Annotated in this window: 15 protein-coding genes; 12 read left to right on the top strand and 3 right to left on the bottom strand. The window is 59.3% G+C overall.

Translation table 11 applies throughout. The features are described 5' to 3' along the window. Complete coding sequence (gene aceE / locus CJU81_RS01070; RefSeq protein ID WP_095035166.1) at positions 1–2,643, bottom strand: pyruvate dehydrogenase (acetyl-transferring), homodimeric type; 2,643 nt, start codon at positions 2,641–2,643, stop codon at positions 1–3. A gap of 383 nt (positions 2,644–3,026) precedes the next feature. Between aceE and glnE the strand changes: the two genes are divergently transcribed. The 9 genes from glnE (at position 3,027) to CJU81_RS01025 (ending at position 14,018) form a co-directional block, all read left to right on the top strand. Beyond that, positions 3,027–5,969 (top strand): bifunctional [glutamate--ammonia ligase]-adenylyl-L-tyrosine phosphorylase/[glutamate--ammonia-ligase] adenylyltransferase, encoded by a 2,943-nt coding sequence (glnE, locus tag CJU81_RS01065; protein ID WP_095035165.1) that lies wholly within the window; start codon positions 3,027–3,029, stop codon positions 5,967–5,969. Positions 5,970–6,087: 118 nt separating this feature from the next. Then, entirely contained in the window at positions 6,088–7,011 is a 924-nt protein-coding gene (locus CJU81_RS01060; RefSeq protein ID WP_095035164.1) for a branched-chain amino acid transaminase, read from the top strand. A gap of 58 nt (positions 7,012–7,069) precedes the next feature. Then, complete coding sequence (gene waaF / locus CJU81_RS01055; RefSeq protein WP_095035163.1) at positions 7,070–8,104, top strand: lipopolysaccharide heptosyltransferase II; 1,035 nt, start codon at positions 7,070–7,072, stop codon at positions 8,102–8,104. After that, positions 8,105–9,166, top strand: coding sequence for a lipopolysaccharide heptosyltransferase I (waaC, locus tag CJU81_RS01050; protein WP_095028047.1), 1,062 nt, complete (start codon positions 8,105–8,107; stop codon positions 9,164–9,166). It abuts the gene before it with no gap. Then, a complete protein-coding gene (locus CJU81_RS01045; protein WP_016783250.1) occupies positions 9,166–10,287 on the top strand; it encodes a glycosyltransferase family 4 protein in 1,122 nt (373 codons plus the stop codon). Before waaC ends, CJU81_RS01045 begins: the two co-directional genes overlap by 1 nt. Beyond that, positions 10,287–11,093 (top strand): lipopolysaccharide core heptose(I) kinase RfaP, encoded by an 807-nt coding sequence (gene rfaP, locus CJU81_RS01040; RefSeq protein ID WP_095035162.1) that lies wholly within the window; start codon positions 10,287–10,289, stop codon positions 11,091–11,093. Before CJU81_RS01045 ends, rfaP begins: the two co-directional genes overlap by 1 nt. Then, positions 11,093–11,827 carry a lipopolysaccharide kinase InaA family protein gene (locus CJU81_RS01035; RefSeq protein ID WP_095035161.1) on the top strand — a complete coding sequence of 245 codons (735 nt, stop codon included), beginning with the start codon at positions 11,093–11,095 and terminating at the stop codon, positions 11,825–11,827. Before rfaP ends, CJU81_RS01035 begins: the two co-directional genes overlap by 1 nt. After that, complete coding sequence (locus CJU81_RS01030; protein ID WP_095035160.1) at positions 11,824–12,576, top strand: lipopolysaccharide kinase InaA family protein; 753 nt, start codon at positions 11,824–11,826, stop codon at positions 12,574–12,576. Before CJU81_RS01035 ends, CJU81_RS01030 begins: the two co-directional genes overlap by 4 nt. Next, on the top strand, positions 12,576–14,018 hold the full coding sequence (locus CJU81_RS01025) for a lipopolysaccharide kinase InaA family protein (RefSeq protein ID WP_095035159.1): 1,443 nt from the start codon (positions 12,576–12,578) through the stop codon (positions 14,016–14,018). The genes CJU81_RS01030 and CJU81_RS01025 overlap by 1 nt, the downstream gene beginning before the upstream one ends. A gap of 88 nt (positions 14,019–14,106) precedes the next feature. On the opposite strand, the gene CJU81_RS01020 is transcribed toward CJU81_RS01025, so the two are convergent. Continuing rightward, the gene (locus CJU81_RS01020; protein ID WP_095035158.1) at positions 14,107–16,185 is read right to left on the bottom strand and encodes a TonB-dependent receptor family protein; all 2,079 of its coding nucleotides are present in this window, start codon (positions 16,183–16,185) and stop codon (positions 14,107–14,109) included. Between the two features lie 151 nt (positions 16,186–16,336). Then, the gene (locus CJU81_RS01015; RefSeq protein ID WP_095035157.1) at positions 16,337–20,614 is read right to left on the bottom strand and encodes a membrane-targeted effector domain-containing toxin; all 4,278 of its coding nucleotides are present in this window, start codon (positions 20,612–20,614) and stop codon (positions 16,337–16,339) included. A 259-nt stretch (positions 20,615–20,873) separates the two neighbouring features. Here CJU81_RS01015 and CJU81_RS01010 point away from each other — a divergent pair, with 259 nt between their 5' ends. From CJU81_RS01010 to CJU81_RS01000, 3 genes are read left to right on the top strand one after another with little or no spacing between them, the layout of a single operon-like run. Then, positions 20,874–22,631 carry a carbamoyltransferase family protein gene (locus tag CJU81_RS01010; RefSeq protein ID WP_083369663.1) on the top strand — a complete coding sequence of 586 codons (1,758 nt, stop codon included), beginning with the start codon at positions 20,874–20,876 and terminating at the stop codon, positions 22,629–22,631. Further along, positions 22,615–23,745: a glycosyltransferase gene (locus tag CJU81_RS01005; RefSeq protein ID WP_095035156.1), complete on the top strand. Its 1,131-nt coding sequence runs from the start codon at positions 22,615–22,617 to the stop codon at positions 23,743–23,745. Before CJU81_RS01010 ends, CJU81_RS01005 begins: the two co-directional genes overlap by 17 nt. Continuing rightward, positions 23,745–24,641 (top strand): antimicrobial resistance protein Mig-14, encoded by an 897-nt coding sequence (locus CJU81_RS01000; RefSeq protein ID WP_095035155.1) that lies wholly within the window; start codon positions 23,745–23,747, stop codon positions 24,639–24,641. Before CJU81_RS01005 ends, CJU81_RS01000 begins: the two co-directional genes overlap by 1 nt. Positions 24,642–24,661: the final 20 nt, after the last annotated feature.

Raw genomic sequence — 24,661 nt, 5'->3', positions numbered from 1 at the left:
TCAGCAGTCCAGTGGGTTGCGTTTTTCCGGGTTGATACCGAACTTGGCGATGGCTTCTGCCACCACCTTAGGTTCGATATCGCCACGGTCAGCCAGTGCTTCCAGGGCTGCCAACACCACGAAGTGACGGTCTACTTCAAAGAAGTGACGCAGTTTTTTGCGGCTGTCGCTGCGGCCGAAACCGTCAGTGCCCAGCACTTTGAATTCCTTGACCGGTACCCACTGGCGAATCTGTTCGGCGAACAGCTTCATGTAGTCGGTAGAGGCAATAACCGGACCTTTACGGCCAGTCAGGCACTCTTCAACGTAGCTCAGCTTAGGCTTCTGGCCCGGGTGCAGACGGTTGCTGCGTTCAACGGCCAGGCCGTCGCGACGCAGTTCGTTGAAGCTGGTAACGCTCCATACGTCAGCGCCGATGTTGAACTGTTCACGCAGGATGATCGCCGCTTCACGGACTTCACGCAGGATGGTGCCGGAGCCCATCAGCTGAACGTGGTGAGCCGCTTCCTTGGTGTCTTCCTCGAGCAGGTACATGCCCTTGACGATGCCTTCCTCGACACCGGCCGGCATGGCTGGCTGCTGGTAAGACTCGTTCATCACGGTGATGTAGTAGAAGACGTCCTGTTGCTCTTCGGTCATCTTCTTCATGCCGTCCTGAATGATCACCGCCAGCTCATAGCCGTAGGTCGGATCAAAGGTGCGGCAGTTCGGGATGGTGCCGGCCAGGATGTGGCTGTGACCGTCTTCGTGCTGCAGGCCTTCACCGTTGAGCGTGGTACGCCCGGCGGTGCCGCCGATCAGGAAGCCACGGGTGCGACTGTCGCCAGCGGCCCAGGCCAGGTCGCCGATACGCTGGAAGCCGAACATCGAGTAGAAGATGTAGAACGGCAGCATCGGCTGGTTGTGGTTGGAGTACGAAGTACCGGCGGCGATGAAGGAGCTCATGGCGCCTGCTTCGTTGATGCCTTCTTCGAGGATCTGACCTTTTTTGTCTTCGCGGTAGAACATCACCTGGTCTTTATCGACTGGCTCGTAGAGCTGGCCGACGGAGGAGTAGATGCCCAGCTGGCGGAACATGCCTTCCATACCGAAGGTACGGGCTTCGTCCGGGATGATCGGAACGATGCGCGGGCCGATTTCCTTGTCCTTGACCAGCTGCGCCAGGATGCGCACGAAAGCCATGGTGGTGGAAATTTCACGGTCGCCGGAGCCGTCAAGGATTGCCTTGAGGGTTTCCAGTGGCGGGGTCGGAATGCTGGTGCTCAGAGCACGACGCTGAGGAACGAAGCCGCCCAGTGCAGCACGACGCTCGCTCAGGTAGCGGGCTTCTGCGCTGCCTACTTCCGGTTTGAAGAATGGCAGGTTTTCGATTTCGTCGTCTTTGACCGGGATGTCGAAACGATCGCGGAACAGCTTCAGGCTTTCAACATCAACCTTCTTGGTGTTATGCGCGGTGTTTTTCGCTTCGCCGGCGCCGGTGCCATAACCCTTGATGGTCTTGGCCAGGATAACGGTTGGCTGGTCTTTGTGGTTGACCGCTTCGTGGTAAGCCGCGTAGACCTTGTACGGGTCGTGGCCGCCACGGTTGAGTTTCCAGATCTCGTCGTCGGATAGATCGGCAACCATCGCCTTGAGTTCTGGCGAGTTGAAGAAGTGTTCACGCACGAATGCGCCGTCTTTGGCTTTGTAGTTCTGGTACTCGCCGTCGATGACTTCGTCCATGCGACGTTGCAGGATGCCGTCGACGTCCTTGGCCAGAAGCGGGTCCCAGAAACGGCCCCAGATGACTTTGGTCACGTTCCACTGAGCACCGCGGAACACGCCTTCGAGTTCCTGGATGATCTTGCCGTTGCCGCGAACCGGGCCGTCGAGGCGCTGCAGGTTGCAGTTGATGACAAAGATCAGGTTGTCGAGGTTTTCACGGCCTGCCAGGGAGATTGCGCCCAGGGATTCCGGCTCGTCACACTCGCCGTCGCCCAGGAAGCACCAGACTTTCTGGCCTGCAGGGATGTAGCCACGGGCTTCCAGGTACTTCATGAAGCGCGCCTGGTAGATCGCCTGGATCGGGCCAAGGCCCATCGATACAGTCGGGAACTGCCAGAAATCAGGCATCAGCCAAGGGTGCGGGTAGGACGACAGGCCCTGACCGTCCACTTCCTGGCGGAAGTTGTTCATTTGTTCTTCGCTGATGCGACCTTCCATGAACGCACGGGCGTAAACGCCTGGCGAGGTGTGACCCTGGAAGTAGATCAGGTCGCCGCCGTGTGCGTCGGTTGGGGCCTGGAAGAAGTAGTTGAAGCCGATGTCATACAAGGTGGCACTGGATGCGAAGCTGGAAATGTGACCGCCCAGGTCCGAATCTTTCAAGTTCGTGCGCATCACCATGGCCATGGCGTTCCAGCGAACCAGCGAGCGAATGCGGCGTTCCATGAACAGGTCGCCAGGCATGCGTGCTTCGTGGGTTACGGGAATCGTGTTGCGATAAGGCGTGGTGATGGCATACGGCAGCTGCGAACCGGTGCGGGTAGCGAGCTCACCCATACGGGTCATCAGATAGTGAGCGCGGTCTTCGCCTTCTTTGTCGAGAACCGATTCCAGGGCGTCCAACCATTCCTGGGTTTCGACGGGATCGAGGTCTTGCATGGCTTGCTCCAGGGCGGATAGGCTTCCAGAATCGGTTGCCTGAGTTTGCGACTGGCCTTGTGGGCAGACGACATAAATTCTTGGATGGCCGGAGGTTGATTCCAGCGGCGTGTAGTTTTACTACAAATCGTCGGCCATTTCAGCCTTTCGAGTGTGTCATGCAGTAGTAAAACTACAGGAATGGTCCTGATGGCCACCTGTTTCGTTGTGCGAAAAATCGATATTGTTGGTGCTTTTATCTGCAGGCAGTCGGTATTTAGCAGGCTTTATGCTAAACAAAATGATCTTGCAGCTATTTATAACCTTTGTTCGACAGTCGGATTAAACCGCTGTTTCTTCCTGTCACCGTACTCGGCAACACCATAGCCGATCAAGGATAGACCATGAGCCTCCCGTCGCTAGCTCCAATTCCCGGTCTTTTACAGCCACTGGCCAGCCGTGCCGAGCAGTCGTGGCGCGCGGCAGTCGCCGGGCTAGAGGGCGGGTACGGGCTCGATGACTGGTCGCCCGAGCGCTGGTCGGCGTTCAGCCGGGTCAGTGCGGCCAGCGACTTCTTTATAGAACAGTCTTTGCGTGACCCTTTGATGTTGCTCGAGCTGGCGCGCTCAGGTGAGCTGGACTGCACCTTCGCCCCCGGCGAGTTGTGTGGGCAGATTGCTGCTGCGGCGCAGGCCGCAACCAGTGATGACGAACTGGGCCGCGCACTGCGCCGTCAGCGTACCCGGCAGCAAGTGCGGATTATCTGGCGCGATATCAATCGTCAGGCCGACCTGATCGAAACCTGTCGCGACCTGTCGGACATGGCCGATGCCAGCATCGATCAGGCCTACCGCTGGTTGTATCAACGGCATTGCCAGCAGTTTGGCACCCCCGTGGGCAACCGCAGTGGCGAGCCACAGGAAATGGTGATCCTGGGCATGGGCAAGCTCGGCGCTGTAGAGCTGAACCTGTCCTCGGACATCGATCTGATCTTTGCCTACCCCGAGGGCGGCGAAACCGTGGGGGCCAAGCGCCCGCTGGACAATCAGGAGTTCTTTATCCGCCTGGGCCAGCGCCTGATCAAGGCACTGGACCCGATGACCGTCGACGGTTTTGTGTTTCGCGTCGACATGCGTCTGCGCCCTTATGGCTCATCCGGTGCGCTGGTGTTGAGCTTCAACGCGCTGGAGCAGTATTACCAGGATCAGGGGCGCGACTGGGAGCGTTACGCGATGATCAAGGCCCGGGTCGTGGCCGGTGATCAGGTGATGGGCGCACAGTTGCTCAGCCTGTTGCGTCCGTTTGTGTATCGTCGCTATCTCGATTTCTCGGCGATTGAAGCACTGCGCACCATGAAACAGCTGATCCAGCAGGAAGTGCGACGCAAAGGCATGGCCGACAACATCAAGCTGGGGGCAGGCGGGATTCGTGAAGTCGAGTTCATCGCCCAGGCCTTTCAACTGATTCACGGCGGCCGTGACCTCAGCCTGCAACAACGACCGCTGCTCAAAGTCCTGACCATTCTGGAAGGCCAGGGTTATTTGCCTGTAGAGGTGGTCAGCGAGCTGCGCGAAGGGTATGAATTTCTGCGTTACACCGAGCATGCGATCCAGGCCATTGCCGACCGGCAGACCCAAATGCTGCCCGATACCCCGCAGGATCAGGCCCGCATCGCTTTTATGATGGGTTTTGACAACTGGGCGGCATTCCATGAGCAATTGATGGCGTGGCGTGGGCGTATCGACTGGCATTTCCGCCAGGTCATTGCCGACCCTGATGAAGAAGAGGTCATCGACGAAGGCGAGCTGATTGTCGGCGGTGAGTGGTTGCCGCTGTGGGAAGAGGTCCAGGACGATGCTGCAGCCTGTGTCCAGCTTGAAGAGGCCGGATTTGTCGACGCGCCCAAAGCCCTGAAACAACTGGCCGCCCTGCGTTCAAGCCCGCAGCTGCGCTCCATGCAGCGCTTGGGGCGCGAGCGTCTGGACGCCTTTATCCCGAGATTGCTGGCCCAGGCCGTTGAGCACGCCAACCCCGATCTGGTGCTTGAGCGCGTGTTGCCGCTGGTCGAGGCGGTGGCCCGGCGTTCTGCTTATTTAGTGTTGCTCACCGAAAACCCTGACGCCCTGCGCCGTTTGCTGACGCTCTGTGCGGCCAGCCCGTGGATCGCCGAGCAGATCACCCGTTTCCCGTTGCTGCTCGACGAGTTGCTCAACGAGCGCCGTTTGTTCAAGCCGCCGCTGGCCCCTGAGCTGGCCGCCGAGTTGCGTGAGCGCCTGACGCGCATCCCCGAGGATGACCTGGAGCAGCAGATGGAGGCCTTGCGAAACTTCAAGCTGGCCCACCGCCTGCGAGTCGCTGCGTCCGAAATCGCCGGTAGCTTGCCTCTTATGAAAGTCAGCGATTACCTGACCTGGCTGGCCGAGGCGATTCTGGAGCAAGTGCTGGCACTGGCCTGGCGCCAGACCGTGGCCAAGTACGGCACACCGCAGCGTACCGACGGCAGCCTGTGTGACCCCGGCTTTATTATTGTGGGTTACGGCAAAGTCGGCGGCATCGAGCTGGGGCATGGCTCGGATCTGGATCTGGTGTTTATCCACGATGGTGACCCGAATGCCGAAACCGATGGCGCCAAGCCCATCGACGGCGCGCAGTTTTTTACCCGCCTGGGTCAAAGGATCATCCATTTGCTCACGGCGCAGACCAACTCCGGGCAACTGTATGAGGTCGATATGCGTCTGCGCCCGTCAGGCGCTTCGGGGTTGCTGGTCAGCTCGCTCGGGGCTTTTGAGCGTTATCAGGAAAACGAAGCCTGGACCTGGGAGCATCAGGCACTGGTGCGCGCCCGCGTGCTGGTGGGCTGCAAACAAGTAGGCGCGGCGTTTGAGCAGGTGCGTGCCAGCGTATTGGGCCGCGAGCGGGATTTGCCGACCTTGCGCCAGGAGGTCAGCGAGATGCGGGCCAAGATGCGGGACAACCTTGGCACGCGGATAACCGCCGCAGGCACTGCCGAAAATGCCTATGAGGCCACTGTGCCATTCGACCTTAAGCAGGACGCCGGAGGTATCGTCGATATTGAATTTATGGTGCAATACGCGGCCCTGGCGTGGTCCAGGGAACACCCGGCGTTACTGCGCTACACCGACAATATCCGCATTCTGGAAGGGCTGGAGCAGGTCGGGCTGATGCCCGCCACCGATGCCAGCCTGTTGCGTGAGGCTTACAAGGCCTTTCGCGCCGTCGCCCACCGCCAAGCCTTGCAAAAGGAGGCCGGGGTGGTCACGGGGGATCAATTTGTCGTCGAGCGTCAACACGTGCGACGCATCTGGTCCGAGCTAGGATTGAGCTAGGTTGCTGGCTCACACACAGAGTTAAAGCTGTAAGAACGTATCCGGCGGGTCCATAAGCCCCGTCCAATTTGCCTGACGCCTCGTGGTGCGGGTGCTGGATTCTTTGAGGAGCGTAATGATGTCGATGGCTGATCGTGATGGTGTGATCTGGTATGACGGCAAGCTGGTGCCGTGGCGTGATGCCACCACCCATGTGCTGACCCATACATTGCACTACGGCATGGGCGTGTTTGAAGGTGTGCGCGCATACGAAACTCCGCAGGGCGCGGCGATTTTCCGCTTGCAGGCGCACACTGACCGCCTGTTCGATTCGGCCCACATCATGGGCATGAAGATCCCGTTCAGCAAAGACGAAATCAATGAAGCGACCCGCGTAGCGGTGCGTGAAAACAACCTCGACAGCGCCTACATCCGCCCGATGGTGTTCTACGGTTCCGAAGCCATGGGCCTGCGTGCCACCGGCCTCAAGGTGCACGTGATAATTGCACCGTGGAGCTGGGGTGCCTATATGGGCGCCGAAGCCCTGGAAGTCGGGATCAAGGTGCGAACCAGCTCCTTTACCCGCCATCATGTGAACATTTCCATGACCCGGGCCAAGGCCAACGGTCATTACATCAACTCGATGCTGGCCCTGCAGGAAGCCATTTCCGGCGGTGCCGACGAAGCGCTGTTGCTGGATCCGGAAGGTTTTGTGGCCGAAGGCTCGGGCGAGAACGTGTTCCTGGTCAAGGATGGCGTGATCTATACCCCGGACGTGACGGCCTGCCTGAACGGCATCACCCGCAGCACGATCCTGACTCTGGCCACCGAGCTGGGTTACAAGTTTGTTGAAAAACGCATTACCCGCGACGAGGTGTATATCGCCGACGAAGCGTTCTTCACCGGCACTGCCGCTGAAGTGACGCCGATTCGCGAAGTCGACGGGCGTCATATCGGGATCGGCCGCCGTGGCCCGATCACCGAAAAACTGCAAAAAGCCTATTTCGACCTGGTGACCGGCAAGACAACGGATCACCCAGAGTGGCGTACACTGGTCAAATAAAGCGATATGGCACTACAGCAGGGAGGCGAATGCCTCCCTTGCTTGTTTATGGAAACTTATGAATATTTTGATCGTTGGGCCCAGCTGGGTCGGTGACATGGTGATGGCGCAGACACTGTTCCAGTGCCTCAAGCAGCGCCACCCGCAGTGCGAAATCGATGTGCTGGCCCCTGAGTGGAGCCGGCCCATCCTTGAACGCATGCCTGAAGTTCGCAAGGCCTTGAGCTTTCCGCTCGGCCACGGCGCGCTCGAACTGGCCACGCGACGCAAGATCGGCAAGTCCCTCAAGGGCCAATACGATCAGGCAATTTTGTTGCCCAACTCGCTGAAGTCGGCCCTGGTGCCGTTTTTTGCGGGCATCCGCAAACGCACCGGCTGGCGCGGCGAGTTTCGCTACGGCTTGCTTAACGATGTGCGCAAGCTCGACAAACAACGTTATCCGTTGATGATCGAGCGATTCATGGCACTGGCCTATGAGCCGGGGGCTGACCTGCCCAAACCGTACCCGCGCCCGGATTTGCAGATTGACCCGCAAAGCCGTGCCGGCGCCCTGGCCAAGTTTGGTCTGGAGCTGGATCGTCCGGTGCTGGCGCTGTGCCCGGGCGCCGAATTCGGCGAGTCCAAGCGCTGGCCGTCCGAGCACTACGCCAAAGTCGCCGAGCAGAAGATCCGCGAAGGTTGGCAAGTGTGGTTGTTCGGCTCCAAAAACGATCACGCGGTGGGCGAAGATATCCGCTCGCGCCTGATCCCCGGGCTGCGCGAAGAGTCGGTCAACCTGAGCGGCGAGACCTCGCTGGCCGAGGCCATCGACCTGTTGTCGTGCGCCGATGCCGTGGTGTCCAACGACTCGGGGCTGATGCACGTCGCCGCTGCACTGAACCGCCCGCTGGTGGCCGTTTACGGCTCCACGTCACCCGGTTTTACCCCGCCCTTGGCGGATAAGGTGGAAATCGTGCGCCTGGGCCTCGATTGCAGCCCCTGTTTTGACCGCACCTGCCGTTTTGGCCACTACAACTGCTTGCGCGAGCTGATGCCGCAGCCGGTGGTTGAAGCCTTGCAGCGCTTGCAGGGTTCACCGGTCGAGGTTAACTAGGTGCGAGTTCTGTTGGTCAAAACCTCATCCCTCGGGGATGTGATCCATGCCTTGCCGGCACTGACCGATGCGGCGCGGGCGATCCCGGGCATCACCTTTGACTGGGTTGTGGAGGAGGGCTTTGCCGAAATCCCGACCTGGCACCCGGCGGTGGGCAAGGTGATTCCGGTGGCGATACGCCGCTGGCGCAAAAACATCTGGCAGACCATCAAAAGCGGCGAGTGGAGCCGTTTCAAGCAGAGCCTGCGCGCCGAAAAATACGACCTGGTGATCGACGCACAGGGCCTGGTCAAGAGTGCCTGGCTGACCCGTTACGTAAAAGCCCCGGTTGCCGGCCTGGATAAAGACTCTGCCCGTGAACCGTTGGCCAGCCGCTTTTATCAGCGCCGCCTGGCGGTGGCCCGTGGGCAGCATGCGGTTGAGCGTCTGCGTCAGTTGTTCGCGGTCGCGCTGGGCTACGACCTGCCCAAAGGGCTGGGCGATTACGGCCTGGATGTCGAAAAACTGGTCGAGCTGCCGCGCAAAAAACCCTTCGTGCTGTTTTTGCACGGCACCACCTGGGACACCAAGCACTGGCCTGAAGTCTACTGGCGCGATCTGGCCCAACGCATGGGCCATCTGGGTGTCGAAGTGCGCCTGCCATGGGGTAATCCTGCTGAAAAAGCCCGGGCCGAACGCATTGCCAATGGCTTGAATAATGCCGTGGTACTGCCCAAATTGAATCTGGCCGGTGTCGCCAAGGTTTTGGCCAGTGCCAGTGCCTGCGTGGCGGTCGATACCGGGCTGGGGCATTTGGCTGCCGCACTGGATGTGCCGACCATTTCCCTGTTCGGGCCTACCAATCCGGGCCTGACCGGTGCGTATGGCAAGGTGCAAATCCACCTGGCCAGCGATTTTCCGTGTGCGCCATGCCTGCAGAAAAAATGCACCTACACTCCGACTGCACAGGACCAGCAGCGGTTTGATCTGAAAAACGAGTGGCCACTGTGCTTCACCCGTTTGAACCCTGAGCGTGTCGCGAGTCGATTAAGCACGTTGTTACTGGCTGAGGAACTGCGCTGATGCAACTGGCTTTTGTGCTGTACAAATACTTTCCGTTTGGCGGGCTGCAACGGGATTTCATGCGCATTGCGCTGGAATGCCAGAAGCGCGGCCATCAAATCCGCGTCTACACCATGATCTGGGAAGGCGACATTCCACCCGGATTCGAAGTGCTGGTGGCGCCGGTCAAGGCGTTCCATAACCACACCCGCAACGAAAAAATGCTTGCCTGGATGCAGGCCGATCTGGCCAAGCGTCCGGTGGATCGCCTGATCGGCTTTAACAAGATGCCCGGGCTGGACGTGTACTACGCGGCGGACGGCTGCTTTGAAGACAAGGCGCAAAACCTGCGTCATTCGTTTTATCGCTTCTTCAAGCGCTACAAGCACTTTGCCGAGTACGAGCGTGCAGTGTTCGCCAAGGATGCCAAAACTGAAATCCTGATGATTTCCGAAGTTCAGCAGCCGCTGTTCATCAAGCACTACGACACCCCGCTCGAGCGTTTCCACCTGTTGCCGCCGGGCATTGCCCTGGATCGACGGGCGCCGGCCAATGCGGCCGAGATTCGTGCCGAGTTCCGGCGTGAATTCAATCTGGCAGACGACGACTTGCTGCTGGTGCAGATCGGCTCGGGCTTCAAGACCAAGGGCGTGGACCGCAGCCTCAAAGCGCTAGCGGCCTTGCCGGGTGAGCTTAAAAAACGCACGAAACTGTTTGTAATCGGTCAGGACGACCCCAAAGTCTTTCAATTGCAGAGTGCCACTTTGGGCTTGGGCGATCATGTGCAGTTCCTCAAGGGGCGCAGTGATATCCCGCGCTTCCTGTTGGGCGCCGATTTGCTGATTCATCCTGCCTACAACGAAAACACCGGCACCGTACTGCTTGAAGCACTGGTCGCAGGTTTGCCGGTGCTGGTTAGCGCTGTTTGCGGTTACGCCCATTACATCAGTGACGCTGATTGTGGCCGGGTACTGGACGAGCCGTTCGAGCAGGCACAACTCAATGAATACCTGACACACATGTTGTCCGACGACACTGCGCGCGCGGCCTGGAGCCAAAACGGCCTGGCCTACGCGCAGACGGCCGACCTCTACAGCATGCCGCAGCACGCTGCGGATGTGATTCTGGCGGAGCAACACTGATGAAACTGATTCTTGCCGAACCGTTCAAGAGCTTGTGGGCAGGACGCGATGCGTTCACCGAAGTCGAGCGTCTGGAAGGCGAGGTTTACCGCGAACTGGAAGGCCGGCGTACCTTGCGTACCGAAGTCGACGGGCGCGGTTTCTTTGTGAAAATCCACCGTGGCATTGGCTGGGGTGAAGTGTTCAAGAACCTGCTGACGGCCAAGCTGCCAGTCCTCGGCGCTGGTCAGGAGTGGCGGGCGATCAAACGCCTGCACGAAGTGGGCGTGCCGACCATGACGGCCGTGGCTTACGGCGAAAAGGGCAGCAACCCGGCGGCGCAGCATTCGTTCATCATCACCGAAGAACTGGCGCCCACGGTCAGCCTCGAAGATTTCAGCCTCAACTGGGTCAAGCAGCCGCCGCAGCCCAAGCTCAAGCATGCGCTGATCGCTGAAGTGGCACGCATGACCGGCATGATGCACCGCGCGGGGGTCAACCATCGCGACTGCTATATCTGCCACTTCTTGCTGCACACCGACAAACCGGTGACCGCGGATAACTTCCGCCTGTCGGTGATTGACCTGCACCGCGCGCAGACCCGTGCCGTGATCAGCAAGCGCTGGCGCAACAAGGATCTGGCCGCGCTGTACTTTTCGGCGCTGGATATCGGCCTGACCCAGCGGGACAAGCTGCGCTTCCTGCGCGGTTACTTCCAGCAACCGCTGCGCCAGATCCTGCGTGAGGAAGCCCGCCTGCTGGCGTGGCTCGAAGGCAAGGCGAACAAACTCTACGAACGCAAACAGCGCTATGGAGATGCACTGTAATGGCGGGTTGGAACCTGGAACCTGCTTACAGTGCATTGGCGTCTGATTTTGGCAGTTTGGAGGCGGTATTTGCCCTGCAGGGCGAGCACCTGACCCGTGATCCGCTGTCGGAAGTGATCCGCGTGCAGCGCGATGGCGTCAATTACTACGTCAAGCGCTACACCGGCGCGGGCAAGGGCTTGCGCCGTTATCTGGGGCGCCCGCGGGTCAAGTCCGAATGGCAGAACCTCAAACGCTTCGCCAAGTGGGGCATCCCCACGGCCGAGGTGGTGGCCTGGGGCCTTGAGCGCAGCGGCTTTGCCTACTCCCGTGGCGCCATGATCACCCGTGAACTGCCCAATACCCGCGATTTGTCAGAGCTTGCCGACAACCATGATCCGCTGCTCAAGGACCGTGCCTGGGTTGATTGCGTCAGCCGTCAGTTGGCGCGATACACCAAGACCATGCATGACCATCGCTTTACCCATAACGACCTGAAATGGCGCAACTTGCTGATCGACGACCAGCCCAAGCTGTTCTTGATCGACTGCCCCAACGGCGATTTCTGGCGCGGCTTCTGGCTCAAATACCGCATCACCAAAGACCTGGCGTGCCTGGATAAAGTGGCCAAGTACCATTTGTCCTATACCCAACGTTTGCGTTTCTATTTCCAATACACCGGACGCACTACGCTCAATGCGGCGGACAAGGAACGTGTTCGTCATATCGTGCGTTTTTTTGAGGGCCGGGAATGACTGATTTTATGGCACAAGCCGACCGCGCATTGCTTGAACGCAATGGCCTGGCCGACTTTGATGCGCTGTGGGCCGTCCAGCTGGAAGCTGTAGACGAGCCCAACACCAGCGGTGGCGGCTGGAGCAGTGTGTTCCGCATGGACCTCGAAGGCCGCGGGTTCTACCTCAAGCGTCAGAGCAACTACCTGACCCGCACACTGCACAGTCCGCTGGGCGAACCAACGTTCGCCCGCGAGTTTCGTAATATTCAGCGCTATCAGCAGATGGGCATACCTGCGCTGGAAGCGGTGTTTTTCGGCGAGCGTAAAGTAGCGGGCGAGCGTCGTGCGGTGCTGATGACTCGGGCGCTGGACGGTTGGAACGACCTCGACTCGTTGCTCGAACAGTGGCCGCAGCTGACCGATGAGCAACAGCAGGCGATTGTGCGCGAGTGCGGGCTGTTGGCCCGGCGTGTTCACGCTGCGCGCCAGGTGCATGGCTGTTTTTACCCCAAGCACATCTTCTTGCAGGCCGATGGAGCGGGTTATCGCGCGCAACTGATCGACCTGGAGAAAACCCGGCCCTTGCTGCTGGGCCAGCGTGACCGGGTCAAGGATATCGAGCCGTTGCTGCGTCGGGCCCATGCCTGGGGCGAGGCTGAGGTGCGGGCCTTGCTCGCGGCTTATCTGGAGCAGCCGGCCGACAGTGGTCTGGTCGATGCCTGGCTGGCGCGGCTGAATGTGCGACGCAGTCACAAGGGGGCGCGCTGATGCGATTATCCGAACTGCAAAAGGCCGGTCGCGCGCCGGGCTTGCCGCTGAGCATTGAGCTGGCCGATGCTGCCGGGCCTGCGCAATTGCAACTGTTGAGCTTGTTGCGAGTCTTGCCGGGCCAGCGTTATGTCGGCGCCGGTGTGTGGCGCGGGCGTACCGTGCTGGCCAAACTGATGGTCGGCAGCAAGGCGGCGCGCAACTTTCAGCGCGAGTTGACGGGTGTGCGCCTGCTGGCAGAGCAAGGCCTGACCACGCCGCAACTGCTGGCCGATGGCTTGCAAGAAGGTGAGGGTGGCTGGCTGTTATTTGAGTACCTGGAAGGCGCTCAGAGTTTGGGCGATGCCTGGCAAGCTGTCGCGTCATTGCCGGTGCTGGCTGACGAACAAGTGGCCGTGCTCGCCGAGGCTTTGGCTGCCATCGGCCAGATGCACCTCAAGGGCCTGTGGCAGGAAGACCTGCACCTGGACAACCTGTTGCGTCAGGGTGGCAAGCTGTACTTGATCGACGGCGCCGGCATTTGCGTTGAAGAGGCGGGCAAGCCGCTGTCGCGGCAAAAGGTGTTGGAAAACCTCGGTGTATTCTTCGCCCAGCTACCTAAAACCCTTGAGCCGTTTTTCGAAGAGCTGCTGGTGCACTACCTGCTGAGCAATGGTGAACACGCCTTGCCACTGGAAGCGCTGCTCAAGCAGGTTGAGAAAGTCCGTGCCTGGCGCCTGAATGACTTTTTAAACAAGGTTGGCCGTGATTGCTCGTTGTTCAGCGTGCAACGCGGGGCGTTTGCCCTGCGTGCCGTGCTGCGCGAAGAAGAGCCGGCCATGTTGCCGGTACTGGCCAGGGCCGATGCCTTGCTCGACCAGGGGCACCTGTACAAGACCGGCGGCGCGGCGAGCGTCGGCAAGGTCGACGTGGCGGGCCGCACGCTGGTGGTCAAGCGCTACAACATCAAGGGTTTCGCCCATTGGCTGAAACGCTTTTGGCGCCCGAGCCGGGCCTGGCACTCATGGTGTGAAGGTAATCGTCTGGCGTTTTTGGGGATTGCCACGCCCAAGCCGCTGGCGCTGCTGGAAACCCGGTTTTTGTGGTTGCGGGGCAAGGCGTACCTGGTGACTGAGTATTTGCCGGGGCCGGACATCATTGAGCGCTTTGCGCCCTATGTTGAGCACGGTGATGCGCCCGAAGCCGAGCTGGTAGCACTGGAGCAGCTGTTTGCCGACTTGATCCGCGAGCGCATCAGCCACGGCGACCTCAAGGGTCATAACGTGTTCTGGGATGATGGCCGCTGGGCATTGATCGATCTGGATTCGATGTGCCAGCACCGTTCAGCGGGCAGCTTTGCTACGGCTTATGCCCGTGACCGGGCGCGTTTTATGCGCAACTGGCCGGTGGGCAGTGCGTTGTATCAGGTGATTGACGGGCGGTTGCCGAAAAACCTTGGCTGAAGCCTGACTAAGACTTTCTGTGGGAGCGAGCCTGCTCGTGAATGCTCTTCGCGAGCAGGCTCGCTCCCACAGGGATGGCGTTATGGCTTTAGAAGCTGTACTGCGCCCCGGCCCCGGCATACCACGAGCGACCAGGCGCAGCTTCGTAGTAGCGGCTGTTGGAGTCGCCGACAATCACCGAACCCACATACTGACGGTCCAGCAGGTTGTCCAGACGCAAGGTCTGGTGGAAGGTCCAGTGCTCGATCTTCTGTTCAAACTTCGCCCGCCAGTTGAATACCGTATACGCAGGTGCCGCCTTGGCGGTGTTGGTGTCTTCGACATACACCTTGCTGCGGTACATGCCTTCAATGGCCGTGCTGACCCAGTCGGTCGGCTTCCAGTTCACTTCGGCAAACAGAGTCGTCTGCGGCACGCCTGGCAGGTAGTTGCCTTTGTCCACGGTACCGCTGGTGCTGGCGAAGTTGCTGTCGTAAGTCGCTTGCAGGCGGGTGTAGGCCAGGGTTGAGGTCCAGTGCTCGGCAAGCTGGCTTTCTACGCCCAGCTCAAAACCCCGGCGCAAGGTACGTCCGGCGTTTTGATAAATTGCTCGGCCTTGATCATTCTCCAGAATTGCCAACTCATCTTCTGTCGTAATTTGAAATATAGCTGCGTTGATTCGGGTGTTGTTTAGTTGCGCCTTCAGACCTATTTCGTATTGCGTGCTTTCAGCGGGTTTGAGAGCAAAGTTAAATCCGTTGTTACCTTTGGTGTATGCGAGTTCGGCCTGCGTCGGCGTTTCAAAGCCTTTGCCTGCGCTGACATAGCCATGCAGCTCGGGGGTGAAGGCGTACATCACGCTGACAGAGGGCGTGGCCTTTTCATAACGCTTGGTACCGCTGGCGTCGCCATTGCTCAAAAATTGATCATCGACGTCCATTTCCATGGTGCTATAGCGCAGGCCGGCTTGTACCGTCCAGTTGTCCAGCGCCCAGTTGGCCTGCACATACGGGTCGAGGCTACGGGCGGTGTCTACTTCATCACGCACCAGTGCGCCTTTGACCCCCAACTCACTGCCGATAAAGTTTTGGTAACCGTGGCGGCTGTCCTGGCTCTGGTCGAAGTCCAGGCCACCGATCAAGGTCAGATCACCCGGGACGCCGTACACCGGTTGCATCCAGCGCAGGCTGCCACCGTAGAATTTGCGATCGAATTGCACCACGCCGCCGCCCTGTTTGTTGCTTGCCGCCGTGGGTGGAATCGCCAAATATTGAATGACGCTGCGTGTGCCGGTGTAGGCATTGACCTGTAGGGTCGCGTCACCGATATAGCGTTCGTAGTTCAGGCCCAGTTGTTGATGGTCGATGCTTTTACGGGTGTTGTAGGTAATGGCGTTGGGCGTTACCGAGCGCGGGTCGGCCTTGTAGGCTTCCCAGCTTTGGCCCAGCGGGTCCTGCGTGCCGTTCTGTTCGAGGCTGCTGTAGATCAGCGCCAGTTTGCTGTCTTCATCCGGCTTGAGGTTGAGCTTGGCAAAGGTCTGGTCGCGGCGCGCGGCGCTGTGTTCGCGGTAGCCGTCGGTGTCCATGCGCGAGGCATCAAGCACAAAGCCAACGTCGTCGGTGGCGCCCTCGGCAGTGAGGTGGTTTTTGCTCATGCCGTCGCTGCCGACCAAGGTCTCGGCACCAATGCGCGGCGGGCCTTCGCCGTCGCGGGAGAACATCTGGATCACCCCGCCGGCATTGCTGCCGTACAGGGTGGCTGCCGGGCCGCGCAACACTTCGATGCGCTCGGCGGTGTCGAGGTTGAAAGTCGCAGCCTGCCCTTGGCCGTCGGGGGTACTGGCCGGGATGCCATCGGCAATCAGTTTGATACCACGCACACCAAACGCCGAGCGGGCGCCAAAGCCACGGGAGGATATTTGCAGATCCTGAGCGTAGTTCTGACGGTTTTGCACCACCAGCCCCGGTACGCGGGACAGCACCTCGGAAGCATTGATGCCCAACTGGCCATCCTGGATTTGCTCCTGGTTGATACTGTCGACCGAATAAGGCAGGTCAAAACTCGGGCTGGCGCTGCGCGAGCCGGTAATGACGCTGGGGTCCAGTTCCAGGGTTTCGGCGCAGACGACAGGCGTCAGGCACAGGCCTGGCAAAAGCAGGGCAAAGCGGGCGGGTGCGAAATATTTCATGGGCAGATCGGGGTTCCATTTGACGCGACCCGTCTAGGTCAACGGGGATGAGGCTAGCAGAGGGCGCGCAGTTTAGCGGCTGGGGTGAGGATATCCAGTAAAACCAGTGACAGGGGCGCACTGACGGCGCCCTTGTCTTGAAAGGGGCGGGTTATTGCACTTGCGTCATGTTGATGTCGAGCAAGTCGTGGATAAGACCCTTGAGTGCGTCATAGCGCTTGCGGTGAATGGTTGGCCAGCTTTCGCGCTCAATGAAAATCTGGCCGCCGGGGTCGGTCTGCAGGGCGGTATAGACAATTTCGTGGTTGCTTGAGCGATGGATCAAGCGGGCGCCCCGTGAGGGTGAACTGTCAAATCGGAAATAACCTGCATCTTTGAGTCTTTCATTGGTTTGTTCCGGCGTGAGATCAAGGAGGTTGGGCTTTTTGCCGGGGATGTCGATCTGCAACCAATAGTCATTTTTCAATAATCGGTAGTAAGCATGTTTGGTGTCTGACGCAATGATGACTGCAATATCCTGATGCAGGCCGCGGCTGGTACCGGGTGCTGAATCCGAAACTCGCAAGCCGATTGCAGACTCCAGTTCGGCCAGCCCGGGGATGCTCTCAAAGGCGTTGGTATGTGAGTTGCCCATAAGGGCTATCCATTTGCCTGCGCCAGCCTGGGCCTGGTTGGCCCGAATGGTACGGGAGGCAAAGTAACTGAACATCTCATAGCGGGTCAGCCAGGGCGTTTCGCTAGGCACGCCCTTTGGGTAGTAGCTGGCCGCGCAATCAAGTGCAACAACCCGGACACCATGGCGCCTGGCCGTACGTACCAGTTGGCTGAAGGTATAGGCGCTGGATGATTCAATTTGATGGCCTAAATCCTGGTTCTCCAAAAACCTGTCCAGGCGCAGCGGCATTTTGCCAGTTCGTAAGTAGTCATCCAGAAGGCTTTGGTGCATGTCGGTTTGCAGGTGCTCCATGTAGAGGGTTTTTACGTTGTTTCTGGACAGTTCGGCCATATTGTCGATGAGGATTTTCTTGCTCGACTGGTGGGAGTGGGTTTCACCGCAGATGATGCCGTCCGTGTGCTCGAACAGGCGCTTGAAGAGTTCTTGCTGCGAGATGTCAGCCGGCAATGGCGGGCGGGTGACACGGGGTTTGGCTGGCCTGGTCTGGAGCCAGGCCTTGGCCTCTGCGAGGAGTTTGATTCGCAGCTCCTTGTATGCCCTGTGGGCGAGGCTGCGCCTGGAGGCCAGGTCCAAGAAGTCGGTTCTGCCGTCCAGCACGGAGCGGTGGTGTTCGATGATGTCGCGCAGGGCCTCCTTGAATTCGTCGGGGATGTCGTAGTCGCTGTGCCTGGCCTGCGGTATCTCCAAATCCAGCTGCGCAGGTTGGGTTGTCAGCGGTTCCCAGCGTTTGCTGTTGTCAGCCAGTCGGTGGCGGATTTCCCATTGGCCGGCTGTGCGCCGTACCTTGTAGCTGCCGCTCACGGCCCTGCTTGAGCCGGACTGCAGTTGCAGGTACCAGTTACGGCCCAGCCAGCCGCTGTAAACTTCAAATATGTCACCGTTTTGCCGGATGTAGCGCAGGTTGTCGATACGATAGATGCCCTGTTCGTCAGGGGTATGACGGCCCAGGTCGATGCTGCTTACCCTGGCACTGTCTATCACTCGCTCTATGCCGGTTTTTTGCTTGAGCAACGGGATGGCCGGGTCGACATCCCACAAACCGGCCGACAGTTCGCGCAGGGGGATGCTGTAAGGCGCGTCCGGTTTGCGCTCATCCAGCGCGCGCCATGTGTTGTCGAGGTTGTCGTACTCGCTGCGGTAGAGCCTGCCGTTGCCGTCTTTTATGTAGTGGAGGGGCTGGCCACTGTTGGTGGTTGCTTCATAGACGCCGGCACCGAACTTATCCCCCTTGCGCAGCCTGAGACCGGTGCCGGAATCACTGCTGGCCGCTCCGAGGCTCAAGGTGGGGGCGGGCTGCTTGAGGCGCTGGCGTATCGATTTACCGAAGATGGCGGAGCCGGCAAAGTCCGAGGCGCCGTCCGTCAGGTGAGTGACGGACTCCATGAAATGCAGCAGTGCTTCGTGTTCTTCGTCTCGCTGCAAGGCGTCGAGGCCTCTGCTGATCTGGGCAATAAATCGTGCCAGCACAATGGGTAGCAGCACACGGGCGGGCAGCACGAACGAGACAATATCGATAACCGTGAGCGCGGTGTCTTTGGCGGTGTTGACGTTACTTTCCCAGGTGGAGGTTGATTGTTCGTCAGCGTCGCGAATGGCATACAAGGCTTCGGTGTCGTATGAGACTTCAAACAGGTTGCGACTGATTTCCTGCAGTCGAAGGCTGGAGCTGTTCAGCCCTTGCTCCAGCAGCGGTTTGATATAGGGGCGCTGGGCCGGTGTAACGCGGCGCATCACGTAGGCTTGCCAGTTTGCGCGGGACAGTATCAAGCCCAGGTCGTTGTGCGAGTCGGCGACTAAAAACCAGCGATTTTCCGGCGCGTCGGGGGTGTAGCACAGCAATTGGCCTGAGCCGGAGGCACTGAAGACCAACATGCCCGGAACGGGTTTGTAGCGCAGAATCAGTAGATGCACATCGATGTGCTTGCCATTGACGGTGGGGCGCAGGCTCTTGACCGGGTATTGCAGTGCAACTCTGACCATGGCTGCCTGATCGGCACTCAGCGCGCCTGAAAGTGTGGCTTCAAGCAGGTCCAGGCTCAGTTGCGCCTGTTTCAAGGCCACGTAACGTTCCTTGCGCCATTGGGCCTGCCGGGACTTGACCAACAGTTCGATCAGCCGGTTTTTGTAGCTACCGCCGATATCGAGCTGACGTATCAGGGCTTTGAGGTAGCGGCTGGTCAATATGGGGTGTTTGTTGCCTGCGCCATCCTTGACCTGGGCGGTGAGGGCAAAGGTCACATCCAGCACGCCGACATTGGCCAGTGCCAGTTCGCTCAGGCTGTGGCGGGTGGTGTGGTAGCTGATGACCGGGCCGGTCCTGTCCAGGCTCATGCCTGCGGCAAACCCGGATCCGCTGATCGGATTGATCAATGGCCCGGTGCGTACAGCCTCTGTGGTCGAGATGAAAATAGTGTCGGGGTCGACGTCGATGCCGTGGTCTTTTTTGATCTGTAGCTGCAGTTGCAGGCGGGCATAGCCCAGCAGAGTGTGTTTTTTTCCGAGTTCACTGAGGGAGTGGACATCGTCGCTTTCTGACGCCAGCCGTTCGTGGTTCAAGCGCTCTACAGCCAGTCGCCATTGGCTTTTATTGGCCTCGGAGGCGTTTTTAAGCCAGTCGGGAAACTGGCTTTCCATCAACCGCGTGTAGCGGCCCAGCACGATGCTCGCGGGCCTGAGAGCCAGGCTTGAGCTCAGGGACTGGTCGACACATTCGGATAACTGATCAAGGGACGTGTCCTGTTTCAGGCTGCGCGCAATTGACCATGCGTGGCGCATGTCGCGCTGTTGCTTGTTGATCAATTGGTCGCTGTAGAACGTTGTCGTGGCGTTATCTGCGACCGGGCTGTAGTCCACATGCCCGTGGGCCAGGGCGCGTACACGGTCTTCGGCCAGCACGCAGGTGAGTAGCGCTTCGCGCTGATACGGGTCGTTGAGGCGGGCACTCAGTTCCAGGGTCAGGGCGGTGAGTGAGTCGAAGGTTTCCAGGCCGCTGTTCGGCAGGTAAAGCACCACGGGGCGTGGGTTGGCATCCTGAACAATGCGCTTGTCTTGTGGGTGGGAGGGGATCAGGGGCAGGTTTTTCATGGTGATCATGAACGCGCCATGCAGGGCAGCCGCCTGCAACGTGGGATGCCCACTGAGTGTCAGCGTGTAAAAGCCGTAGGCGCCGGGCGCAGAGGGCGAGTTGCTTTCAGGTAATAGTTGATCAATGACTTCCATCGCGTTGGGGCTGAAAGTGGCGTCGCCGTGGCGCACGGTGGCTTCAGTGCGGATCAGTTTGTGGGTAAATTGCGACAGCCATTCTTTAGGCATCAGCCCGTCAAGATCCTGGTGAGGTGTTTGCCAGAAACTGCTCAAGGCGTCCCTTACACATAATTCCGGGGAGCGGACGACAAACTCAAGGTACTTTTCCAGCGCCGGGGCGGTAATACCAATGGCCAGATCCTGGTCGTCGAGGGTGTAGGGGTAGTTGTAAATACCTGTGGTGCCTTGCACGAAAGTTGGGATCTGCCCGGTCAGGAAGCACTGGTCGATAAGGGCGGTTACCGATTGACTGGCGACGGTAGGGGACTGGCCGGGTTCGGGCGGGACGGGTTCATTAAGGAAGAGAAAGTCTGTGCAGGCGTCTGCTGGCAAGCGAGGGAAAAACCTTCGCAGGCTGTAGTCCAGTGACAGGTCGAGGTTAGGCAGTGCATTACTGAGCAAGAGCAGTTCGCGGTCTGCGTTCTTGAGGTTTTCGAGTGCGCTGGGCATGGTGGATTTCCTGTTGGTTGACGCATGCGTCGGTTTTTCCACAGCAAATCCCAAAGCGCCCGGGCAATGGCGTTACATATGTCTGGCCTGCCAGCTTTTTCGCAACCGGTACCCTGGCACAGGGCGTGGCAAATCGCGCTGGGTCATTCCCGGTGTCTTTACGCTATAATCCCGCTCTTTAGCTGTTTCTCGAACTGCGAGGAACGCATCATTTTTTCAGGCGCCCGCCGCCTGCCTGCATTCAAAAGAGGCTAATTCAGTGGCATTGACGATTCTTGGCCTGTCCGGCGCCCTTAGCCATGATCCCTCCGCAGCCCTCTATATCGACGGCAAGCTGGTAGCGGCGGCTGAAGAAGAGCGCTTCGTACGCGATAAGCATGCAAAGAACCGCATGCCCTACGAGTCCGCAAAATTCTGTCTTGAGCAAGCGGGCATCAAGCCTTCCGACGTTGACGTGGTTGCGATTCCGTTCGCCCCGATCAGCTTGTTCGGCAAGGCACGCTGGCACTACGCCAAGCGCTACTGGTACGCCCCGGACCGTGCCCTTGACGCGATCCTGATGGGCAACCGTCGCTACAAGCGCTATCGCAACAAGATCGTGTTCTGCCTTGAGCAACTGGGCTTTGATCCGAAGAAAATCAAGATCGAACCGGTCGAGCACCACCTGGCTCACGCTTCCAGCGCCTACCACTGCTCGGGTTTCAAAGAAAAAACCGCGATCCTGGGCATTGATGGCAAGGGCGAGTACGCGACTACGTTCTTCGGCTATGGCGAAAACGGCAAGATCACCAAGATCAAGGAATTCTTCGACCCGGACTCCCTGGGTGGCCTGTACGGCGCGATCACCGAGTTTCTCGGTTTCGAAATGCTGGACGGTGAATTCAAGGTCATGGGCATGGCACCGTATGGCGACGCCAGCAAATACGATTTCTCGCGTCTGGCCTCGTTTGAAAACGGCGAGCTGGTGATCAACACCGAATACGCCAACGTGATCGGCCTGCGTCGCTACAAAGAAAAGGGCAAGGGTTTCTACTTCTCGCCAAAACTGATCGAGTGGCTGGGTCCAAAGCGCGAAGGCGATATCGCCGACGAGCCGTACATCCACTACGCGGCCAGCATGCAGGCGCTGTTTGAAAAACTGTCGCTGCAGATGATCGACTACTACCTGGGCGACATCCTTAAAGAGACCGGCAAGATAGCCTTTGCGGGCGGCTGCGCGTTGAACGTGAAGCTGAACCAGAAAATCATTGCCCGCCCGGAAGTCAAAGAACTGTTCGTACAGCCTGCGTCCGGTGATGCCGGTACCGCAGTCGGTGCAGCGGCGTATGTGTCGCACGCTCGCGGCGTGCCGGTCGAGAAGATGGAACACGTCTACCTCGGCCCTGCGTACAGCAACGAAGACGTGATCGCAGCCTGTGCCCGTCACCCTGGCAAGCCTGCGTACCGCAAAATCGAAAACACCCCGGAGCGCATCGCCAAGATCATGGTCGATGGCAACCCGGTGGCGTGGTTCCAGGGCCGCATGGAGTTCGGTCCGCGTGCATTGGGCGGTCGTTCGATCATTGGTTGCCCGAGCAGCGAAGGCGTGGCTGACCGCATCAACGAACAGATCAAGTTCCGCGAGCGCTGGAGGCCTTTCTGCCCGTCGATGCTCGACACCGTGGGCCCGCAGATGATCAAGGTCGATCACCCGGCACCTTTCATGACCTTCACCTTTGAAGTGGCTGAAGAGTGGAAGACCCGCGTGCCAGAGGTTGTCCATGAAGATGGCACTTCCCGGGCACAGGTGCTCAAGCGCGAATACAACCCGCGCTACTACGACATGATGAAGGCACTCGAAGTGCTGACCGGTAACGGCGTATCGCTGAACACGTCGCTCAACCGTCGTGGTGAACCAATGGTTTGCTCGCCGACTGACGCGCTGAACATGTTCTTCGGTTCCGATCTGCAGTACCTGATCATGGAAGATATTTTGGTAGTTAAAGACGGCGCCGAGACTTATGAATCGCTCGACTGAGCGTCATGTGCTGCAGTTCTGCCACGGCTATGACGGGCCGTTTCTGGACTGCGCGCGCCAGTACGCCAGCCTGTTCGCCGGCACCGGGTACAAGGTCACCACGGTCTTTCTGACCGGGGCGGCCGACCCCGAAGTGGCCGCAGGCTGTGCATCTGATGAAGTGATCTTCATGGAATTCAGCTCCAAGGCCATTCGTGGCCTGAAGCTGGGTGCCATCGCCAGGCTGCGCAAGATCGCAGCCTCGCGCAATTTCAGTTTTTGCATCGCCCATCGCTTCAAGCCGATTTATGTGGCCTTGCTGGCTACCGGCTTGCCGGTGATTGGCGTGCATCATGCGTTTGGCGATTATCAGCGCCGCAGCCGCAAGCTGTTTGCCCACCTGTTCCGTAAACGCCTGAGCTTGCTCGGAGTTTCCGACGCGGTGCGTGACGACATGCGCAAGTGCCTGCCCAAGTGGCCGGCCGGGCGCATCAATACGCTCTATAACCGCATCGATATCGACGCCGTTCAGGCAGGGCAGTTGTCTGGCACTCCGGCGCGCGAAGCGCTGGGCCTGTCGGTCGATGGCTTTATTGTCGGCAACGTAGGCCGCCTGCACCCGGACAAGGACCAGGCCACGCTGATCCGTGGTTTCGCCAGGGCTTTGCCCGGTCTGCCCGCTGACAGTCAGTTGGTCATCATGGGCAAGGGGCGTCTGGAGCAGTCTCTCAAGGCGCTGGCCGTCGAGCTGGGTGTTGACGGGCAGGTGCTGTTTTTGGGCCAGGTGCCCGATGCGCGCCGCTACTTTCGGGCCTTTGACGTGTTTGCGTTGAGTTCCGACCACGAGCCGTTCGGCATGGTGCTGCTTGAGGCCATGGCCGCAGGCGTACCGTTGCTGGCAACAGCCTGTGGCGGTGCCAAAGAAGTGGTTGAAGGCGTGGGTATTCTGTTCCCGCTGGGCGATGCCGACCATCTGGCCCAAGGCCTGCAACATTTGGCGCAACTCGATGACGAACAGCGCCTGGCCTGTGCTCAGTTGATGCTTGAGCGCCTGCATGAGCGCTTCAGCGATCAGGCCGTGCGCAATACCTTCTGGCACTTGGCGCAAGTCACTGACCTGACCGCGGAGTCCTGATGCTCAATCGATTTCAAGGCTGGCGCGAGCGCGGCTGGAGCGTTGTTGATTCGGCCGCTTATGCTGATGCTTGGCAGCGGTTTGGCGGCAGCGTCGCCACCCATCCGATGGTGGTCGAGCGTCTGGCACAGCTGGCTGGCATCCCGGTGCGCTACCTGGCCTGGGAGCAGGGCGGCGAGTTGAAGGCTGCTATCCCGACCTGGGGGCGCGACCTGGCCTTGTCCAAGGACGTGCTCAAGCGTCATGGCAAAAAAGGCTTGTTCGATCTGGGCAATGCCGAGCTTATTCTGCCGGCGGCTGCCGATGCGGCGGCACCTTTGCGTCATCGTGGGCGGTATCTGTCGCAGCTCAATGAAGGTCGTTTCAGCAACCTGGTGTTGCAAACCGAACAGTTGGCCATGGCTCGCACGCCTGAAGAGCTATCAAAAAAATTCCGCTACAACCAGCGCCGTGAACTGCGTTTGCTGGAAGAAGCGGGCGGTGTTGTGCGTCCGGTGTCGGAGTTTTCCAGCGTTGAGCTGGCAAGCATTTATTGCGATCTGTTTTTGCGCCGCTGGGGTTTTGTTGCCACCGGGGCCGAGCGGATGGCCGAGGTTATCGAGCTGTTGCGCGAGCTGCTGATTGGCTCGGTAATCTTCCTTAACAATGCACCGATTGCAATTCAGCTGGTGTATAGAGTTGAATCGCCCGGTTGGATCAGCGTCGAATACGTCAATGGCGGCGTCGACCCCGAAACCCGTGAATTCAGCCCTGGCAGCGTGTTGAGCTTTATCAACACCCAGGCCGCGTGGGAGCAGGCGCGTAGCGTCAACAAACCGCTGCGTTTCTCGTTCGGCCGCGCCGACCGTGAGTACAAAGAGCGCTGGTGCAACCCGGTGCCCGTGTTCAAGGTCTGACACACACACATCTTGTGGGG

This window comes from Pseudomonas fragi (genome assembly GCF_002269505.1).
GTDB classification, from domain to species: Bacteria; Pseudomonadota; Gammaproteobacteria; order Pseudomonadales; family Pseudomonadaceae; genus Aquipseudomonas; species Aquipseudomonas fragi_D.
Note: the sequence above shows the minus strand (reverse complement) of the source record. Positions and strands in the feature narration are given on the sequence as shown.

What these genes read in the sequence shown, in the direction of transcription:
- CJU81_RS01025 (WP_095035159.1), top strand. Translation starts at nt 12,576, where the DNA reads ATGCGATTATCCGAACTGCAAAAGGCCGGTCGCGCGCCGGGCTTGCCG.
- CJU81_RS01030 (WP_095035160.1), top strand. Translation starts at nt 11,824, where the DNA reads ATGACTGATTTTATGGCACAAGCCGACCGCGCATTGCTTGAACGCAAT.
- CJU81_RS01060 (WP_095035164.1), top strand. Translation starts at nt 6,088, where the DNA reads ATGTCGATGGCTGATCGTGATGGTGTGATCTGGTATGACGGCAAGCTG.
- CJU81_RS01020 (WP_095035158.1), bottom strand. Translation starts at nt 16,185, where the DNA reads ATGAAATATTTCGCACCCGCCCGCTTTGCCCTGCTTTTGCCAGGCCTG.
- aceE (WP_095035166.1), bottom strand. Translation starts at nt 2,643, where the DNA reads ATGCAAGACCTCGATCCCGTCGAAACCCAGGAATGGTTGGACGCCCTG.
- CJU81_RS01035 (WP_095035161.1), top strand. Translation starts at nt 11,093, where the DNA reads ATGGCGGGTTGGAACCTGGAACCTGCTTACAGTGCATTGGCGTCTGAT.
- CJU81_RS01000 (WP_095035155.1), top strand. Translation starts at nt 23,745, where the DNA reads ATGCTCAATCGATTTCAAGGCTGGCGCGAGCGCGGCTGGAGCGTTGTT.
- glnE (WP_095035165.1), top strand. Translation starts at nt 3,027, where the DNA reads ATGAGCCTCCCGTCGCTAGCTCCAATTCCCGGTCTTTTACAGCCACTG.
- CJU81_RS01015 (WP_095035157.1), bottom strand. Translation starts at nt 20,614, where the DNA reads ATGCCCAGCGCACTCGAAAACCTCAAGAACGCAGACCGCGAACTGCTC.
- rfaP (WP_095035162.1), top strand. Translation starts at nt 10,287, where the DNA reads ATGAAACTGATTCTTGCCGAACCGTTCAAGAGCTTGTGGGCAGGACGC.
- CJU81_RS01005 (WP_095035156.1), top strand. Translation starts at nt 22,615, where the DNA reads ATGAATCGCTCGACTGAGCGTCATGTGCTGCAGTTCTGCCACGGCTAT.
- CJU81_RS01045 (WP_016783250.1), top strand. Translation starts at nt 9,166, where the DNA reads ATGCAACTGGCTTTTGTGCTGTACAAATACTTTCCGTTTGGCGGGCTG.
- waaF (WP_095035163.1), top strand. Translation starts at nt 7,070, where the DNA reads ATGAATATTTTGATCGTTGGGCCCAGCTGGGTCGGTGACATGGTGATG.